Source organism: Derxia lacustris, assembly GCF_002105195.1.
Lineage (GTDB): Bacteria > Pseudomonadota > Gammaproteobacteria > Burkholderiales > Burkholderiaceae_E > Derxia > Derxia lacustris.
This window is the reverse complement of sequence record NZ_MUHU01000008.1, coordinates 354,928-373,897: the sequence shown is the minus strand read 5'-3', so window position 1 is coordinate 373,897 and position 18,970 is coordinate 354,928. Positions and strand designations below refer to the sequence as shown.

Genomic DNA, 18,970 nt, shown 5'->3' with positions numbered 1-18,970 from the left:
CCGGTCTATGCTCGCCACCATGGATCAAGCCTCCCCGCACCCCGCCGCCGCGCCCGATCAGGGCGCCTATCTCGGTCACGCCATCCGCATTCGCGGCGCCCGCCAGAACAACCTGCGCAATCTCAGTCTCGACATCCCGACCGGCGAACTGCTGGTGGTGACGGGCGTGAGCGGCTCGGGCAAGAGCTCTCTGGTGTTCGACACGCTGTATGCCGAGGGCCAGCGCCGCTATGTCGAGACCTTCAGCGCCTATGCGCGCCAGTTTCTGGATCGCCAGGACCGGCCGCAGGTCGACCGCATCGACGGCGTGCCGCCGGCGATCGCCATCGACCAGACCAATCCGGTGCGCAATTCGCGCTCGACAGTCGGCACGATGACCGAGCTGAACGACCATCTGAAGCTGCTGTTTGCCCGCGCCGCGACGCTGTTCTGCCGCAGCTGCGCGCGGCCGGTGCGCCGCGACGGCCCCGAAAGCGTGCTGGCCGCGCTGCTGGCCCAGGCCGCCGCCGCACCCGAGGCGCGCGTGCTGGTCACCTTCGATGCCCAGGTGCCGGGCAATTTCAGCGCCGACGAGGTGCGCGCGTTTCTGGAGGCGCAGGGCTATACGCGGATCCACGAGCCGGCGCCGGGCGCGGACGACGTGCGCTCGCGCGGCGCGGCGGACGACGCTTCGGCCGGCGCGGCAACGGCCGCTTCCGAAGCCGCCACCGAGCCGGCCACCGGCGCCAAGCCGCCCAAGGCCAAGGCCGCCGCTGCCAAGCCGGCCGCCAAGACCGCGCGCGGCAAGGCCGCCAGGACCGCCGCCGAACCGCCGCCGCAACGCCTCGTCGTCGTGCAGGACCGCTTCCGCGCCGCCAGCATCGACGCGAGCCGCGCCGCCGAAGCCATCGAGGCCGCCTTCGCCGCCGGCCAGGGCCATTGCGCGTTGCGCTTCCTCGCCGAGGACGGCAGCGAGCGCGTCGAGCGCTTCTCGACCGGCTTCCATTGCGCGCATTGCGGCATCGACTACCGGGAGCCGACGCCGGCCGGCTTCTCGTTCAACTCGCCGCTCGGCGCCTGCGATGCCTGCCGCGGTTTCGGCCGCAGCATCGGCGTCGATTTCGGGCTGGTGATTCCGGATGAGCGCAAGACGCTGCGCGAAGGCGCGGTCAAGCCGTGGCAGACCGAGAGCTTCAAGGAAGCGCAGCAGGAGCTGATCGGCTACGCGGTCAAGCGCGACATCGCCATCGACACGCCGTGGCGCGACATGAGCGAGCACGACCGCCGCTGGGTGCTCGAAGGCGAGCCCGAGTGGATCAGCTGGGACAAGAGCTTTCCGGGCGTGTGGTACGGCGTGCGGCGCTTCTTCGCCTGGCTGGAAAGCAAGGCCTACAAGATGCACATCCGCGTGCTGCTGTCGAAGTACCGCAGCTACACGCCCTGCGCCGTGTGCGAGGGCTCGCGGCTGAAGCCCGATGCGCTGCTGTGGCGCGCCGGCACGCGCGCGGCGGCCGATGCGGCGCTGGCCGGCCGGCCGCGCTTCATGCCGGCCGGCGCGGCCTGGACGCCCGAGCAGCTCGCCGCCCTGCCCGGCCTGACCATCCACGATCTGATGAACGTGCCGGTCGACCGGCTGCGCGAGTTCTTCGGCACGCTCGACCTGTCGCACCTGAGCCCGCAGGCGGCCGAACTGATGATGGGCGAGCTGCGCAGCCGCACCCGCTTCCTCGGCGAAGTGGGGCTCGGCTATCTCACGCTCGACCGGCAAAGCCGCACGCTATCGGGCGGCGAGGTGCAGCGCATCAACCTCACCACGGCGCTCGGCACCTCGCTGGTCGGCACGCTGTTCGTGCTCGACGAGCCGAGCATCGGCCTGCATCCGCGCGACATGGATCGCGTGATCGCGGTGATGCGGCGGCTGCGCGACGCGGGCAATTCGCTGGTGGTGGTCGAGCACGATCCGCAGGTGATGCTGGCCGCCGACGAGCTGCTGGAGATCGGCCCCGGGCCGGGCGAACGCGGCGGGAACATCGTGTTTCGCGGCACGCCCGAGCAGGCGCGCGGCGGCGGCGATGCGGCGCTGGCCGAGGCGCTCGGCACGCGCCGCAGTGCCGCCGATGCCGAGGCCGCCACCGGCGCGCCGGGCGCCGACGCCTGGCTGCCCTCCGCCGACGAGGACGCCCGCCTCGCCGCGCTGCATTCGCCCACCGGCGACTGGCTCGCCGGCCGCAAGCGCATCCAGCTGGTACGCGCCGCGCAGGCGCCCGACGCGCTCACGCAATGGCTGACGCTGCGCGGCGCGCGCGCCAACAACCTGCGCAATCTCGACCTGAAGCTGCCGCTTGGCCGGCTGATTGCCGTCACCGGCGTCAGCGGCTCAGGCAAGTCGTCGCTCGTCACCGACGTGCTGATGGGCGCGCTCGACAAGCATTTCGGCCGCCCGGTCGAACGCGGCGGCGAGTTCGATGCGCTCGATGGCGCCGACCTGATCGCCGACGCGGTACTGGTGGACCAGAGCGCCATCGGCCGCACCGCGCGCTCCAATCCGGCCAGCTACGTGGGCGCCTTCGACGCCATCCGCGACGTGTTCGCGCGCGCGCCTGAAAGCCGCAAGCGCGGCTACACCGCCGGCACCTTCAGCTTCAACGCCGGCGACGGCCGCTGCCCGGTCTGCGGCGGCACCGGCTTCGAGCATGTGGAGATGCAGTTCCTGAGCGACGTGTACCTGCGCTGCCCCGAATGCGACGGCCGGCGCTTTCGCCCCGAGACGCTCGAAGTGAAGGTCGGCAGCACCGACATCGACGGCCTGTTCCGCGAGGCCAGCGTGGCCGACGTGCTCGACATGACGGTCAACGAGGCGCTGCACTTCTTCCACGAGGAAGCGCCGGTGCGGCTCGGCTTGGCGTCGCTGGTCGATGTGGGGCTCGACTACCTCAAGCTCGGCCAGCCGGTGCCGACGCTGTCGGGCGGCGAGGCGCAGCGGCTCAAGCTCGCCGGCCATCTGGCGGCCGCGCATGCCAAGGACGCCAAGGTCCGCAAGCTCGCCAGCAAGAAAAAGCTCTTCCTGTTCGACGAGCCGACCACCGGCCTGCATTTCGAGGACGTGGCCGTGCTGCTGCGCGCCTTCGAGAAGCTGCTGACCGCCGGCCACACGCTGGTCGTCATCGAGCACAACCTCGACCTGATCCGCGCTGCCGACTGGGTCATCGACCTCGGGCCGGAAGGCGGCGACGCGGGCGGCGAGATCGTGGCCGAAGGCACGCCGGCGCAGGTCGCGGCCACCGACACCTGGACCGGCCGCGCGCTGGCCGACTACGAACGCGCGCTGCTGCTGCCCGCCAGCGGCAGCGCAGTGGCCGATGCCGGCGCGCCCTTCAGCGCCGCCGACGGCAGCGCCTTCCAGCACGCGCGCAGCCACGCCGCCAACGACGCCACCGCGCTGCGCGCCGCCCAGCCGCTTGCCGACTACACGACCGCACCGGCCGACGCGCCGGCCGCCAACGACAGCCATCACCGCGCCGCGCCGCCCACCTCGATCCGCATCCACCATGCGCGCGAGCACAACCTCAAGAACCTCGACGTGGAGATTCCGCGCGACGCGTTCACGGTGATTACCGGCCCGTCCGGCTCGGGCAAATCCACGCTCGCCTTCGACATCCTGTTTGCCGAAGGCCAGCGCCGTTATCTCGAATCGCTCAACGCCTATGCGCGCTCGATCGTGCAGCCCCAGGGCAAGCCGGAGGTGGACGCGATCCACGGCATTCCGCCGACGGTCGCCATCGAGCAGCGCACCTCGCGCGGCGGGCGCAAGAGCACGGTCGCCACGTTGACCGAGATCTATCACTTCCTGCGCCTGCTCTACGTCAAGCTCGGCACGCAGTACTGCATCACCTGCAATGTGCCGGTCGAGGCGCAGAGCTTCGAGACCATCGCCGCGCGGCTGATGCGCGACTACCGTGGCCAGCGCCTCGGCCTGCTCGCGCCGCTGGTCATCGGCCGCAAGGGCGTCTACACCGATCTGGCCAAGTGGGCCGCCGGCAAGGGCTACACCCATCTGCGCGTCGATGGCGAATTCCTGCCGACGGACAAGTTCCCGCGCATCGACCGCTTCAAGGAACACAACATCGAGCTGCCGGTCGCCGATGTGGAAGTCGGCCCCGACAACGAGGCGCGGCTGCGCGAATCGCTCGCGCTCGCCATCGAGCTGGGCAAGGGCTTCGTGGTCGCGCTCAGCGGCCTCGATTCCTTCGCCGAGACCATCGCGCACGACCCGACCGGCTCGGCTGCCGGCATGCGCAGCGCGATGTTCTCGACCAAGCGCGCCTGCCCCTGCTGCGGCCAGAGCTATGCCGATCTCGACCCGCGCCTGTTCAGCTACAACAGCAGCCACGGCTGGTGCCGCTTCTGCTTCGGCACCGGGCTCAAGCTGCGCGGCTTCACGCCGCCCGACGAGCGCGAACGCAACCAGTCGGCGCAAGGCGATGCCAGCTGGCGCGACGCCGCCGAGGACGCCGCCGACGCCCTCGCCGACGCGGCCCGCGCCGCCGGCGAGATCGAGGAGCCCTGCCCGGCCTGCGCCGGCGCGCGGCTCAATCCGGTGGCGCTCGCGGTGCGCTTCCGCGACCGGTCGATTGCCGAACTCAGCGCGCAGTCGGTGCTCGATTCGGCCGGCTTCGTCGATGGCCTCGAACTCAATCCGCGCGAAGCCGCCATCGCGCGCGACGTGCTCAGCGAGATCCGCTCGCGGCTCAGCTTCCTCGCCGAAGTCGGGCTCGACTATCTCGCGCTCGACCGCGCCGCGCCCACGCTGTCGGGCGGCGAGGCGCAGCGCATCCGGCTCGCAGCCCAGCTCGGATCGAGCCTGCAAGGCGTCTGCTACATCCTCGACGAGCCGACTATCGGCCTGCATCCGCGCGACAACCGCATGCTGCTCAACGTGCTCGACAAGCTGCGCACCAACGGCAACACGCTGGTGGTCGTGGAGCATGACGAGGACACGATCCGCCGCGCCGACCATGTGATCGATATCGGCCCCGGCGCCGGCGTGCGCGGCGGCAGGATCGTGGGCCAGGGCACGGCCGACGAGCTCGACCCCGAAACCTCGATCACCGGCCGCTGCCTGCACTTCCCGTTGCAGCATCCGCTGCACGCCACGCGCCCGGTCGACGCCGACACGCCGCGCCTCACGCTGCGCGGCGCCAGCCTGCACAACCTGCGCAAGGTCGATGCCGACTTCCCGCTCGGCCGGCTCACGGTCGTGACCGGCGTGTCGGGCTCGGGCAAGTCCACGCTCGCGCGCGAGGTGCTGCACGACAACGCCTACCGCGTGATCACCGCGCGCAACGGCGTGCCGGTGAAGGTGGCATCGCCGCCGCTGGCACTGGCGCGCGGCGGCGGCTTCATCGACGGCCTCGATGTGATCGACCGTGTGCTCGAAGTCGATCAGACGCCGATCGGCAAGACGCCGCGTTCCTGCCCCGCGACCTACGTCGGCATCTGGGACGAGATCCGCAAGCTGTTCGCCGATTCGCAGGATTCGCGGCTGCGCGGCTACACCGCCTCGCGCTTCAGCTTCAACACCGCTGGCGGCCGTTGCGAGGTCTGCGACGGCCAGGGCATGACCACGGTCGAGATGAGCTTCCTGCCCGACGTGAAGACGCTCTGCGAGGCCTGCCACGGCGCGCGCTTCAACCGCGCCACGCTGGAGGTGAAGCTGCGCGGCAAGAGCATCGGCGATGTGCTGGCGATGAACATCGACGACGCGATCGGCTATTTCGAGAACCATCCGAAGTTGCTGCACGCCTTGAAGCTGATGCAGGACGTCGGTCTCGGCTATCTCACGCTCGGCCAGCCCAGCCCGACGCTGTCGGGCGGCGAGGCGCAACGCATCAAGCTGGTCACCGAGCTGTCGAAGGTGCGCGACGACGTGACCCGACGCGGCCAGCGCGCGCCGCGCACGCTCTACGTGCTCGACGAGCCGACGGTCGGGCTGCACATGAGCGATGTCGAGAAGCTCATCCATGTGCTGCACCGGCTGGTCGATGCGGGCAACACGGTGGTGGTCATCGAGCACGACCTCGACCTGATCGCCGAGGCCGACTGGCTGGTGGACCTCGGCCCGGAGGGCGGCACGCGCGGCGGCGAGGTGGTGGCGCAGGGGCCGGTGGCGGCGCTGGTGGCCGCGCCGGGGCGGTCGCACACGGCGGCCATCCTCGGCGAGTTTCTGGCGGCGCGGGCACGGCGCGCGCGCGCCGGCTGAACGCCGGCCGGCCGGCAACGACCGCGCCGGCCGGCGCCGCTCAACTCTTCATGAAGCCCACGTCGCGCGACGCAAACCGCGCGAGGTTGGGGAACACCGAGTCGAGATCGGCCTCGGCCACGCCGAGCCAGCGCAGCAGCGTGGCGCCGTACTGGTCCACCGAGGTGGTCGGAATCCAGCGGCCCTGGAATTCCCAGCTGTCGATGCCGGCATCGTCCGGCCCGCCGAGCGTCAGCTCGGGATAGCTGCCGTAGCCCTTGCCGCCCTGCACCGCGCCGCCCAGCACCAGCTGCTGATTGCCCCAGGCATGGTCGGTACCGCCCGAGGAATTGGGCTTGAAGGTGCGACCGAAGTCGGACAGCGTGAAGCTGGTCACCGAGTCGTGCAGGCCCAGCCCGCGCATCGCGGTGGCAAACGCCGCCAGCCCGATGCCCAGCTGCGACATCAGCCCGGCATGAATCGCCGCCTGGCCGCCGTGAGTGTCGAAGCCGCCCAGCTGCACGAAGTAGATGTGCTGGCTGCCGCCCACCGTGGCGTGGCTGGCGATCATCTTGGCCACCTGGTACAGCTGCTTGCCCAGCGCCTGCGAATAGGCGCTGGCGGTGGCGCCGGCGCTGGTGCGGCGCGCCGCCGTGAACGCGCTGTCGATGACCGAATAGGCGGCAGTGGCGCTGGCCGGCGTGGCCAGCACGATGTCGCCGAGCCGCTGCATCGCATCGAAGGCACTGCCGCGCAGGCCGGCCAGCGTGGTGAACAGCGGATCGGCATTCGGCGCCGCCAGCATCGTCACCAGGGCGTCGCTGATCTTGCGCGTCGGCGCCCAGTTGGACGTGGGCTGATAGGCCGACAGCGCGCCGCGCATGTCGGTACCCGGGCCGGGCAGGATCAGCGCGCTGCCGTTGCTGCCGGTGCCGAAGCGCGAATTGCCCGAGAACGAGTACAGCCCGGCCGACAGCTTGCTCGCGCCGCGCGCGCCCCAGCCGGTCGCGCCGATGCTGCCGGTCTCGGTGCGGGCGGTGCCGTTCTGCCACAGCTTCTGCTGGTCGCTGTGGCTGAACAGCGCCTCGGGCAGCTTGTCGGCATCGTTGAGCTTGCGCCAGCTGGCGTAGTCGGCACGCGTGGTGGGCCGGGCCAGCGGACCCACATTGCTCACGAAGCCGAGGCTGCCGTCGTCGAAGAACGGCGCCAGCGCCTCCAGCCGCGGATGCAGGCCCCAGGCGCCGCCGCCCACGCTGGCGATCGGGCCGAGGGCGCGCTCGCTGTCGGCGGCGGTGCCGAGCGCCAGCGCGCCGCGCACCGCCTGGTACTGGCCCAGGCGCCCATCGAGCGGCAGCACGGTGTTCAGGCCGTCGTTGCCGCCGTAGAGCATCACGGCCACCAGCGCGCGATAGCCGCTGGCGGCCTGGGCCGCCGGCAGCGCCAGCACGCCGCCGCCCAGCGCCGCGAGCCGGGCCGCGCCCGGCAGGCCGGCCGCGATGGCGGCGCGCGAAACGCCGGCAAGGCTGCCGGCGCGAAGAAAGCTTCTGCGGTCCATGTCGGCTCCTTCAGCGCACGATGGAAGACTGCGGCGCCGCCAGCGTCAGGAAGACGGCGGCCCGCACACGCCAGGCTGGCCAGTCGGCGCCGTGGGTGCTCTGGTTGATGACGCTCACCGCGTCGACGATGGCCTGCTTCTGCGTCGCATTCAGCTGGCGGCTGGTGAGCAGCAGGTCGAGCCGGTCGACCAGTGCCGCCGGGTCGCCGGCCGAGTCGGCATAGCGGCTCCAGCTCAGCGCCGTGCCGATGGCACCGGCCACCGTGGCGCTGGCCGGCATGACCGGATCGCTCTTGGTGAAGCTGAGGTAGTTGATGAACGACAGCCGCTTGAGCGTGGTGTTGGCATCCTCGATGCCGAAGGCCGGCGCGGTCACGTCGGCGCCGCCGGGGATGTAGTCGGGCGCGTAATAGCTGAACACCGACGGCGCGCCGTAGATGGCCTGGTCGAGCTCGCCGCCGAAGGCGCTGGCCCACCACAGGCCGTCGCTCACCGCGTCGAGCGCGCGCATCACGCCGGTCCACAGCTGCACCGGCTCGCGCAGGCGGCCGTAGCCGCGGTCGGTCAGATGCGCGGTGTCGCGCGCCTCGGCATGCAGCAGCACCGCCGCCACGGTGGCGCCCAGGTCGCCGCGCGTGCCGCTGCCGATGCCCTGGTAGCTGCCGGCCTCGAAGGCGCTGGCCACGTCGGCCACATAGGCGGCCGAGGGATTGCCGGTGACCAGATGCTGGATCAGCCGGCGCGCGACGAAGGGCGCGAGATTGCCGTGCGCCATGATCGAGTCGAGCACCTTGTCGAGCGCCTGCTCGGGCGTGCGGCTGGCCGGCAGCGTCACGCCCGACAGCAGCGTGCGCACGGTCTGGTCATGCTGGGCCGGCACCGCCACCATCGCGCCGCTCAGCCAGCGCGGGTTCTGCCAGCCGTTGCACAGGCTTGCACACCAGGCGCTCGCGCCGCCGGCCGGATAGGTCCAGCCGGTCAACGCATAGGCGTATTCGCGCACCGTGGCGTTGTCGTAGGTGGCCTCGCACTTGCCGTCCTTGAGCGAACCGTCGTGGTTGAGCACGCAGGTGCCGATGCTGAACAGTTGCAGCAGCTCGCGCGCGAAGTTCTCGTTCGGATCGGTCTTGCTGTTGTTGACGTTGTTGAGGAACTCGCCCATCACCGGGCTGAGCGCCACCGCGCGCAGCAGATCGCGGTAGTTGCCGAAGGCGTTGTCGCGGAACAGCTGGGCCCAGTGGCGCAGGCCATAGGTGCCGTTCACCTCCTGGTCGCTCGCCACCAGCCATTGCGACAGCGCCCAGGCCACGCGCTGGCGCAGCTGGTCGTCGTTGCCGAGCGCCTGGCGATAGAACTGCCAGGCCACCGGCGTGGCGGTGTAGTAGTCGCGCCAGCAATAGGTGCCGGCGCTGAAATTGGCCTGGCACCAGCTGCGGTTCTTGTCGGTCCAGCGGTCGATGGCTTCGGAGCCGAGCTGGGGATAGCTGCTGGCCGGCAGCGTCATCTGGCGCGCGATCCACTTGAGCGGACCGCTGGCGGCAATGCCGGCGATCAGGCTTTCGGTCGGGCCGAAGCTGGCCTGCTCGGCCAGTCGGGCCGCGTCGAGGCTGGTGGTGGGGCGGTCGGCGGCGGCAGCCACGGCGGCCGCGCCGGTCACCGGCGTGGCGCTGTTGCCGCCACCGCCGCCACCGCCGCCGCAGGCGGCAAGGGCCAGACAGAGCGCTGCGATCCAGCGGCGGGCCGGACCGGCGCCGTGGGCGGCGCCTTGTAGTCGGTGCATGGTTGGCTTTCGGGCAGGAGGACGCGGCGCAGTGTGCGCAGCGCCTCCCGCCCGGCCATGCCAACTCCGTCACGCCTTCAGGCCGCCGGAATCGCGCAAATCAAGACCGCGCGACTTCCCGGCATCGACCGAAAGCCAGCCGCGCCCGGGCTCAGGCCTTCATGAAGCCCAGGTCGGTGCTGGCAAAACGCGCCAGATCGGGCAGCACCGTGGCGAGATCGGCATTGCCGAGCCCGAGCCAGCGCAGCAGCGTGGCGGCGTACTGGCTGACCGCGGTGGTCGGGATCCAGCGCCCCTGGTATTCCGAGACCAGCGTGCCGGCATCGTCGTTGCCGCCGAGCGCCAGTTCGGGATACAGGCCATAGCTCGCGCCGCCCTTCACCGCGCCGCCGAGCATCAGCTGCAGATTGCCCCAACCGTGATCGGTGCCGCCGGTGGCATTGGGCTTGAAGGTGCGGCCGAAGTCGGACAGCGTGAAGCTGGTGACCGAGTCGTGCAGCCCCAGCGCGCGCATCGCGGTGGCAAACGCCGCCAGCCCGTTGCCCAGCTCGGACAGCAGCGCCGCCTGGGCCGCCAGCTGGTTGCTGTGGGTATCGAAGCCGAGCATCTGCACGCAGTAGATGTGGCGCCCGCCGCCGACCGCCGAATGGCTGGCGATCATCTTGGCCACCTGATAGAGCTGCTTGCCGAGCGACTGCGAATACGGCGCCACGCTGGCCGAGCCGGTGGTGCGGCGCGCCTGCATGAAAGCGCTGTCGATCGCCGCATAGGCGGCATTGCCGCTCGCCGGCGTGGCGGCCACGATGCTGGCCAGCCGCTGGATCGCATCGAGCCCGGCGCCGCGCAGGCTGGCCAGCCGGGCGAACAGCGGATCGGCATTCGGCGCCTCGAACATCGCCAGGAAGGTGTCGTTGACCTTGCGGCCGAGCGTGTAGGGCGTGCTGGGCTGCCAGGCGGTGAGCGTGCCGCGCAGGTCGGTGCCCGGGCCCGGCAGGTTGAGCGCGCTGCGCGCGCTGCCGGCGCCGAACCGGGTACTGCCGCCAAACGCATAGATGCCGGCATCGAGGCTGCCGGCGGCGCGCGCGCCCCAGCCGGTCGCGCCCACGCTCGATGCATCGGTGCGGCTGGCGCCGTTCTGCCAGAGCTTCTGCTGGTCGTTGTGGCTGAACAGCGCCTCGGGCAGCTTGTCGGTGTCGTTGAGATAGCGCCAGGCGGCGAAGTTGGCCCGCGTGGTCGGTCGGGCCAGCGGCCCGACATTGTTGAGGAAGGCCAGGCTGCCATCGGCATGGAAGGGCGCGAGCGCCTCCAGCCGCGGATGCAGGCCCCAGTCGCCGGCGCCGATCGGCACGATCGGGCCGAGCAGCCGGTCGTTGTCGGCCGCGGTGCTGAGCGCCAGCCCGCCACGCACCGCCTGGTACTGGCCGTAGCGCGCATCGAGCGGCACCAGGGTGTTCAGGCCGTCGTTGCCGCCGTGCAGCATCACGGCCACCAGCGCGCGGTAATCGCCGCCGTCGGCATGGGCCGGCAGGGCCAGCACGCCGCCGCCCAGGGCGGCCAGCCGGGCCAGGCCCGGAAGACCGGCGCCACCGGCAAGTCCGGCGCCGGCACGAAGAAAGTGTCTGCGGTTCATGTCGGGTCTCCGGTCAACGCACGATCGAGAATTGGGGCGAGGCCATGGTCAGCATCATTGCGGTGCGCACGCGCTGTACCGCATAGCCGCTGCCGTGGCTGGTGGGCGTGATGACGCCGATGGTGTCGACGATCAGCTGCTTCTGCCTTGCGGTGAGCTGGCGGCTGGTGAGCAGCAGGTCGAGCCGGTCGACCAGCGCCACGGGGTCGGCGGCACTGCCGGTGTAGCGGTCGAAGTTCAGCGTGGTGCCGGTACTGCCGGCCACGCCGGCGTTGGGCGCGATCAGCGTGGTGCTGCCGTACATGCCGACGTGCTGCACCAGCCACAGCCGTTGCAGCGTGGTCGATGCGTCCTCGATCTGGAATGCCGGCGCGATCACGTCGCTGCCGTCGGGGATGTAGTCGGGCGCGTAGTGGTTGAACACCGAGGGCGAGTTGAAGACGTTCTGGCCAAGGTCGCCGCCGAAGGCCCAGCCCCACCAGATGCCGTCGCTGACCGCATCGGCGGCGCGCATCGCGGCGGTCCAGAGCTGGGCCGGTTCGCGCAGCCGGCCATAGCCGCGGTCGTTGATGTGGCCGGCGTCGCGCGCCTCGGCATTGAGCAGCACGGCCGCCACGGCGGCGGCCAGGTCGCCGCGCGTGCCGCTGCCGAATTGCAGATAGCGCCCGCTGGCAAAGGCCGTCGCCACCGCATCCACATAGGCCGGCGACGGATTGCCGGTGACCAGATGCTGGATCAGCCGGCGCGCGACGAAGGGCGGCAGGCTGTCGCTCGCCATCAGCGAGTCGAGCACGCTTTCGAGCGCCTGGGCCGGGGTGCGGCTGGCCGGCAGGGTCACGCCCGACAGCAGGTTGCGCGGATTGTCGTCATGTCGCGCCGGCACGGCCTGCATCGGTCCGGCCAGATAGCGCGGGTTCTGCCAGCCATAGCAATTGGCGCTGCAATACGGCGTGTAGCCACCGGCCGGATAGGTCCAGCCGGTCAGCGCATAGGCGTATTCGCGCACCGTGGCGTTGTCGTAGTTGGGCCGGCAGGCGCCGCCCACCAGGCTGCCGTCGTTGTTGAGCTGGCAGTTGCCGATGCTGAACAGTTGCAGCAGCTCGCGCGCGAAGTTCTCGTTCGGCTCGGTCTTGCTGTTGTTGACGTTGTTCAGGTACTCGCCCATCACCGGGCTGGTCGCGACCGCGCGCAGCAGGTCGCGGTAGTTGCCGAAGGCGTTGTCGCGGAACATCTGCTGCCAGTCGCGCAGGCCATAAGTGCCGATCACCTCGTTGCCGCTGGCCACGATCCATTGCGACAGTGCATAGGCCACGCGCTGGCGCAGCTGGTCTTCGCCGGTGAGCGCCTGGCGATAGAAGTGCCAGGCCACCGGCGTGGCCATGTAGTAGTCGCGCCAGCAGTTCGCGCGGGCATCGCTGCCGGCGGCGAAGTTGGCGTTGCACCAGCTCACGGTCTTGTTCGACCAGCGGTCGATGCCGTCGCTGCCGAGCGCCGGATACACGCTCGGCGTGGCCAGCAGCTGCTGCGCCACCCACTTGAGCGGACCGGCAGCCTGGATGCTGGCGATCAGGTTCTCGGTGGCGCCGAAGCTGGCCTGCTGGGCCAGCCGGGCCGCGTCGATGTCGGTGGTGGGTTGGTCGGCGCCGGTTGCAAGCGCTGTCACGCCGCCGGTGGCGACTGCTGCCACCGTGGCGCGCCCGGCCGCTGGCGTGGCCAGTCCGGTGTCGCCGCCGCTGCCGCCGCCGCAGGCGGAAAGCGCCAGCGCGACGATGCCTGCCGTTGACCGGAGCGCCGCCGCGCTCCAGCTGCGTATTGATGTCTGCCTCATGTCTACCTCGCGGGAAAAGAAAGCCGGAAGCCGCCAACCAAGCTAGCCAGATCAGCCTGGTGAACTTTTGTCCCAGCTCATTTTCCATAGTGAAAACTGAGGCAAATTAGCATTAAGTGCTGTTAAAGCAACGCTTACTACACCCATCACCAGTTATCGTGATTCGCATCTGCAATCAAACCTGCATGAAGCCAAGGCGTTTCACCGAGAAATTTCCGAGGTTGGGAAGAAGCGCTAACAGAGCCGCCTCACCTAGCCCGAGCCAGCCCCCCAAGGTCGCCGCGTACTGGTCGACCGACGTTGTGGGAATCCAACGACCCTGGAACTCCCAGCTGTCGATGCCGGCGTCGTCCGGCCCGCCCAGCGTCAGCTCCGGATAGCTGCCCCAGGCGCCACCGCGCACCGCGCCGCCGAGCACCAGTTGCGTGTTGCCCCAGGCGTGGTCGGTGCCCAGGGTGTTGTTGGGCCGGAAGGTCCGGCCGAAGTCGGACAAGGTGAAGCTGGTGACCGAGTCGGTCAGGCCCATGCCGTCGATGGCCTCCATGAAGGACGCCAGCCCGATGCCGACCTGGCTCAGCAGATCGGCCTGGATGTCGGGCTGGCCGCCGTGGGTATCGAAGCCGCCCAGCTGCACGAAGTAGATGTGCCGGCTGCCGCCGACCGTGGCATGGGCGGCGATCAGCTTGGCCACCTGATAGAGCTGCTTGCCGAGCACCGTGGCATAGGCGCTGACCGTGCCGCTGCCGCAGGCATAGGCGCGCTGGAAGGCGGCATCGATGCCGGCATTGCCGGCCACGCTGCCGGGCGTGGCCGCGATCAGGCCGCCGAGCCGGGTGACCGCATCGAGCGCATTCGCGCGCAGCCTGGCAAACGCCTTGAACAGCGGATCGGCATTGGGCGCCTTCATCGCGGTGAGGAAGGCGGCATTGAGCTTGACCGCCGGATCCCAGGTGGCGGCGGGCTGCCAGGCGCCGAGGCCGCCGGTCATCGTCGCGCCGGGGCCGGGCAGGATCAGCGCGCTGCGCGTGCTGCCGCTGCCGAAGCGCGAATTGCCCGCGAACGAATAGAGGCCGGCACTCGCGCGCTCGGCGAGGCGCGCGCCCCAGCCGGTCGCGCCCACGCTCGATCCGTCGGTACGGCTGACGCCGTTCTGCCAGAGCTTCTGCTGGTCGCTGTGGCTGAACAGCGCCTCGGGCAGCTTGTCGGCATCGTTGAGATTGCGCCAGGCGGCGAAGTCGGCGCGCGTGGTCGGCCGGGCCAGCGGACCCACATTGGCCACATGCGCGAGCCTGCCGGCATCGGCCAGCGGCTTGAGCGCCGCCAGCCGGGGATGCAGGCCCCAGCTGCCGTCGCCGATCGGCACGATCGGGCCGAGCACATGCTCGGTATCGGCGGCGCTGCGCAGCGCGATGCTGCCGCGCACCGCGCAGTAGCGGTCGTAGCGGCTGCTGTCGAGCGGCACCACGGTGTTCATGCCGTCGTTGCCGCCGGCGAGCATCACCGCCACCAGGGCGCGATAGCCGGTCGCGGCCTCGGCCGCCGGCAGTTCGAGACAGCCGACCTTGAGGCCGGCCAGCGCGCCGGCGGCGCGCAGGAAGTTTCTGCGGTCCATGCGGGCGCTCCTTCAGCGGACGATCGAAAACTGCGGACAGGCCATCACCAGAAACACCGCCACCCGCAGCCGGCGCGTCTGCCAGTAGCTGCCGAAGGTGGTCGGGTTGATGGCATCGAGCGCCGCGACGATGGCGGCCTTCTGCGTGACGGTGAGCTGGCTGGCGGTGAGCAGCAGCGAAATCTGGTTGACCAGCAGCGCGCTGTTGTCGACGGCCGGCAGCCAGCGCTGATGACTGATGGTGGTGCCGATCGAGCCGGCCACGGTGGCGGTCGGCGCCACCACCTGGCCGTTGCTCGGGGCGCCGATCGACAGGTACTGGATCAGCGACAGCCGCGACAGCGTGGTGGCCTCGTTCTCGATGCCCATCGCCGGCGCCACATAGGGCGTGCCGACCAGCGCCGCATCGGGCGCGTAGTAGCTGAACACCGACGGCGGGCTGAACGGCGCCTGGCCCATGTCGCGGCCGAACAGGCCGGTCCACCAGATGCCGTCGGTACGCACGTCGAGCGCGCGCATCGCGGCGGTCCAGGCCTGCACCGGCTCGCGCAGCCGGCCGTAGGCGGGCCGGGTGATGGCGGCCGGATCGCGCGCCTCGGGATGCAGCAGCACGGCGGCCACGGTGGCGGCCAGATCGCCGCGCAGGCCGCGACCGATGTCGGCATACAGCCCGGTCTCGAAGGCGGTGGCGACCGCCTCCACATACGCGGGCGACGGATTGCTGGTGACGAAGTGCTGGATCAGCCGGCGCGCGACGAAGGGCGCGAGATTCGGATGCTTCATCAGCGAGTCGAGCACCCGCTCGACCGCCACGGCGGCACTGCTGCCGGCGGCCACGGTCACGCCCGACAGCAGGCTGCGCGCGGCGCTGTCGTGCTGGGCTTCGACCGCCACCATGCGGCCCTTGAAGTAGCGCACGTTGCGCCAGCCGCACTTGGCGGCGCACCAGTAGTTGCTGCCGCCGACCGGATAGGTCCAGCCGCTGAGGGCATAGGCGTATTCGCGCACCCGGGCGTTGTCGTAGGTAGCGATGCAGCTGCCGGTCTTGAGCGTGCCGTCGCGGTTGAGCTGGCAGGTGCCGAGGCTGAACAGCTGCAGCAGCTCGCGCGCGAAGTTCTCGTTGGGGTCGGTCTTGCCGTTGTCGACGTTGTTGAGGAAGGCGCCCATCACCGGGCTGAGGATCACCTCGCGCAGCAGGTCGCGGTAATTGCCCAGCGCCCGGTCGCGCAGCATCTGGTGCCATTCGCGCATGCCGTAGGCGCTGTAGACCTCGGTGTCGCTGACCACCAGCCATTGCGACAGCGCCCAGGCCACGCGCTGGCGCAGCTGGTCCTTGCCGCCGATGGCCTGGCGGTAGAAATGCCAGCCCATCGGCGTGGCGGTGTAGTAGTCGCGCCAGCAGTACTGGCGCGCGGTCGTGCCGTCGGCAAACTGGTTGGCGCACCAGTCGCCGGCGCCGGTCCAGCGGTCGACGGCATCGCTGCCCACCGCCGGATAGACGCTGCGCGTGGTGAGCATCTGCTGGGCAATCCACTTGGCCGGGCCGGCCTTGCGGATCTCGGCGATGACGGCATTGGTCGCGCCGAAGGTGGCCTGGTTGGCGAGCCGGGCCGCGTCGAGCGTGGTGGTGGCCTCGGCCGCCGAGGCGGCGACGCTGGCCAGGCTCTGGCGCGTGGCGCGGCCGATCGCGGCGCTGGCATCGGCGACGGCGGCGCCGGGATCGGCGGCGCTCGGGGCGGCGGATGCGGCGGCATCGGCGGTCGGGTCGGCGGCATCACGCGTGGCCGGATCGGCGGCCGCGACGCCGGCGCGATTGGCGGAAGCCGCCGCAAGCGGATCGCCGCCGCCGCAGCCGCCGAGCGCCGCAGCCAGCGCGAGCACGCCGGCCAGCAGGCCGGCACGCCGGCGCCAGGCTTGCGGCCGCGCCGTCGGCAGGGCCGCTGCCGGCGCGGGAAGAGTTCTGGTTGTCATGGCATCACCTTCCGGGGGGAGGAAGGGATTGCAGCGCGCCAGCCAGGCGCCAGCCGCGCGGAAAAGAGATGCTAAGCACGCGCTTACTGTCGCTTCGCTGCAATGCACGAAGCGCGGCTCGGACTTTGGCCTAGACGGGTGCCCGCGACGCCGGCCGCCGCTCTGGCTAAGCTGCGACCGCAGCCCGCACCCGCGGCGGCCTGCGCACCGAACCGAACCGTCAACTCCGGAGCCAGCAGCATGGAAAGCCCCGCCCCGTTCGACAGCACGCCACGCGCCGCCGCGCCCAAGCCCTTCGCCGACGCGCCGCCGGCGGCCCGGATCGATGCCTGGCGCGCCAAGTGGTGGGATCCGGGCCCGCCCGGCCTCGCGCGGCTGGTCGACGATCTGCCGATCTTTCACGGCAGCGATGCTGCGGTGCGCGACTGGACCGAATCGCTGATCGCGCTGTGCGGCTCGATCGAGGCCCACATCAACGACCGCTGCCGGGGCCGCGTGCCGCGCTGGATGCGGCTGCCCAAGGTGCTGTTCGGCGTGCAGAGCGTGACGCTGGTGCGCAGCGAGGCCAAGGATTCGTCGACCTTCTTCAGCGCGACCGAGCTGGCCGACAGCATCAAGACGCCGCTCGCGCCGGCCGACCACGATCTGCTGCGCGAATGGCTCGCCGCGCACCGCGACGGCCGGCTGGTGATGCACCGGCCGTTCACCGATCTGGCGGCCTTCGTCTACACCGCCTTCGAGCCGCGACCGCGCCGGGTGCGCTTTTACGAAGGCGGACTGGTGCTGGCCAAGGCGGTCGGCTGCGAGCGGCTGGTGCTCGACGACCATCGCGGCGTGCTGCGCAAGCCGCGCAGCAATCGCTATCAGCATCCGCTGCTGGTGCTGGGCACGACCCGCATCTACGGCATCGACGCCGCGCCCGCCAAGGACCCGCTCAGCGCTTCATGAAGCCCAGGTCGCGCTGCGCGAAATTGGCCAGATCGGGGAAGGCCGCCAGCAGCGCCGCGTCGTCGAGCCCGAGCCAGCGGCCGAGCGTGGCGCCGTACTGGCCGACCGAGGTGGTCGGAATCCAGCGTCCCTGCTGCTCCCAGCTGTCGATGCCGGCATCGTCCGGGCCGCCCGGCGTCAGCTCGGGATAGCTGCCCCAGGCGCCGCCCTGCACCGCGCCGCCCAGGATCAGCTGGGTATTGCCCCAGCCGTGGTCGCTGCCGCCCGAGCTGTTGGGCCGCAGCGTGCGGCCGAAGTCGCTCAGCGTGCAGGCGGTCACCGCCTCGGCCAGCCCGAGCGTGCCCAGCGCATCGAAGAAGGCGGCCAGCGCCACCGCCAGCTGGCCGAGCAGCACCGCCTGGCTGCCGAGCTGGCCGCCGTGGGTGTCGAAGCCGCTCAGCGCCACGAAGTACACCTGCCGGCTGCCGCCGACGCTGGCCCGGCTCGCGACCATCTTGGCCACCTGATAGAGCTGATTGCCGAGCGTGCTGCCATAGGCGGCCTGACTGCCGGCGCCGTTGGGCCGAGCGCGGGTGAAGGCGGCGTCGATCGCGGCATAGCCGGCATCGCTCGACGGCGTGGCGGCGATCACCGGCTGGAGCCGGCTGGCGGCATCGAGCGCGCTGCTGCGGATGCGCGCAAACGCGTTGAACAGCGCGTTGTCGATCGGCGCCCGGGCGCTCGCCACGAAGCCGTCGCTCAGCCGCGCCAGCACCGGATTGGCGGCGCCCGGGCGCCAGGCGTCGAGCCCGGCGCGCAGATTGGTGCCGGGCGCCGGCAGATTGAGCGCATTGCCGCCGCTGCCGCAGCCAAAGCGCGCATTGCCGGCCAGCGAGTAGTTGCCGGCGCCCAGCAGCTCGGCCAGCCGCGCGCCCCAGCCGGTCGCGCCGATCGCCGAGCCCTCGGTGCGGCTGGCGCCGTTGAGCCACAGCGTCTGCTGATCGCTGTGGCTGAACAGCGCCTCGGGCAGTCGGGCCAGATTGGCGCTGCGCCAGCTGGCGTAGTCGGCGCGCGTGGTGGGTCGCGCCAGCGGACCCACATTGGCCAGATGCGCGAGCCGGCCGACATCGGCCAGCGGCTTGAGCGCGGCCAGGCGCGGATGCAGACCCCAGCCGCCGTCGGCCAGCGGCAGCAGCGGGCCGATGTACTGGCCGGCATCGGCGCTGCGGCGCAAGGCCAGCGCGCCACGCTGCGCGGTGTAGCGCGCAAACCGGTCGGCATCGAGCGGCACCACGGTGTTCAGCCCGTCGTTGCCGCCGTAGAGCATCACCGCCACCAGGGCGCGGTAGTCGGACGCGGCCTGCGCCGGCGGCAGGTCGAGGCAGCCGCCGCCCAGGCCGGCGAGCGCGCCGGCGGCACGCAGGAAATGTCGGCGATCCATGCGGGCGCT

At 71.1% G+C, this 18,970-nt stretch carries 9 protein-coding genes; 2 read left to right on the top strand and 7 right to left on the bottom strand.

The window, feature by feature from the left end; all coding sequences use genetic code 11:
- Positions 1-19 precede the first annotated feature (19 nt).
- On the top strand, positions 20-6,238 hold the full coding sequence (locus B9P64_RS08375) for an excinuclease ABC subunit UvrA (protein WP_139826208.1): 6,219 nt from the start codon (positions 20-22) through the stop codon (positions 6,236-6,238).
- A 40-nt stretch (positions 6,239-6,278) separates the two neighbouring features.
- Here B9P64_RS08375 and B9P64_RS08370 read toward each other — a convergent pair whose 3' ends face one another.
- From B9P64_RS08370 to B9P64_RS08345, 6 genes are all read right to left on the bottom strand, one after another.
- The gene (locus B9P64_RS08370) at positions 6,279-7,772 is read right to left on the bottom strand and encodes a DUF1501 domain-containing protein (protein WP_085315753.1); all 1,494 of its coding nucleotides are present in this window, start codon (positions 7,770-7,772) and stop codon (positions 6,279-6,281) included.
- A 10-nt stretch (positions 7,773-7,782) separates the two neighbouring features.
- Entirely contained in the window at positions 7,783-9,552 is a 1,770-nt protein-coding gene (locus B9P64_RS08365; protein ID WP_085315752.1) for a DUF1800 domain-containing protein, read from the bottom strand.
- A 151-nt stretch (positions 9,553-9,703) separates the two neighbouring features.
- Positions 9,704-11,182 carry a DUF1501 domain-containing protein gene (locus tag B9P64_RS08360; protein WP_085315751.1) on the bottom strand — a complete coding sequence of 493 codons (1,479 nt, stop codon included), beginning with the start codon at positions 11,180-11,182 and terminating at the stop codon, positions 9,704-9,706.
- A gap of 13 nt (positions 11,183-11,195) precedes the next feature.
- Entirely contained in the window at positions 11,196-13,010 is a 1,815-nt protein-coding gene (locus B9P64_RS08355; protein WP_085315750.1) for a DUF1800 family protein, read from the bottom strand.
- Between the two features lie 175 nt (positions 13,011-13,185).
- Entirely contained in the window at positions 13,186-14,622 is a 1,437-nt protein-coding gene (locus B9P64_RS08350; protein ID WP_085315749.1) for a DUF1501 domain-containing protein, read from the bottom strand.
- A gap of 12 nt (positions 14,623-14,634) precedes the next feature.
- The gene (locus B9P64_RS08345; protein WP_139826207.1) at positions 14,635-16,593 is read right to left on the bottom strand and encodes a DUF1800 domain-containing protein; all 1,959 of its coding nucleotides are present in this window, start codon (positions 16,591-16,593) and stop codon (positions 14,635-14,637) included.
- A 240-nt stretch (positions 16,594-16,833) separates the two neighbouring features.
- Between B9P64_RS08345 and B9P64_RS24285 the strand changes: the two genes are divergently transcribed.
- Positions 16,834-17,541, top strand: coding sequence for a hypothetical protein (locus B9P64_RS24285; protein WP_139826206.1), 708 nt, complete (start codon positions 16,834-16,836; stop codon positions 17,539-17,541).
- Here B9P64_RS24285 and B9P64_RS08340 read toward each other — a convergent pair.
- Entirely contained in the window at positions 17,528-18,961 is a 1,434-nt protein-coding gene (locus B9P64_RS08340) for a DUF1501 domain-containing protein (protein WP_085315747.1), read from the bottom strand. The two genes, B9P64_RS24285 and B9P64_RS08340, sit on opposite strands and share 14 nt — an antisense overlap.
- Positions 18,962-18,970: the final 9 nt, after the last annotated feature.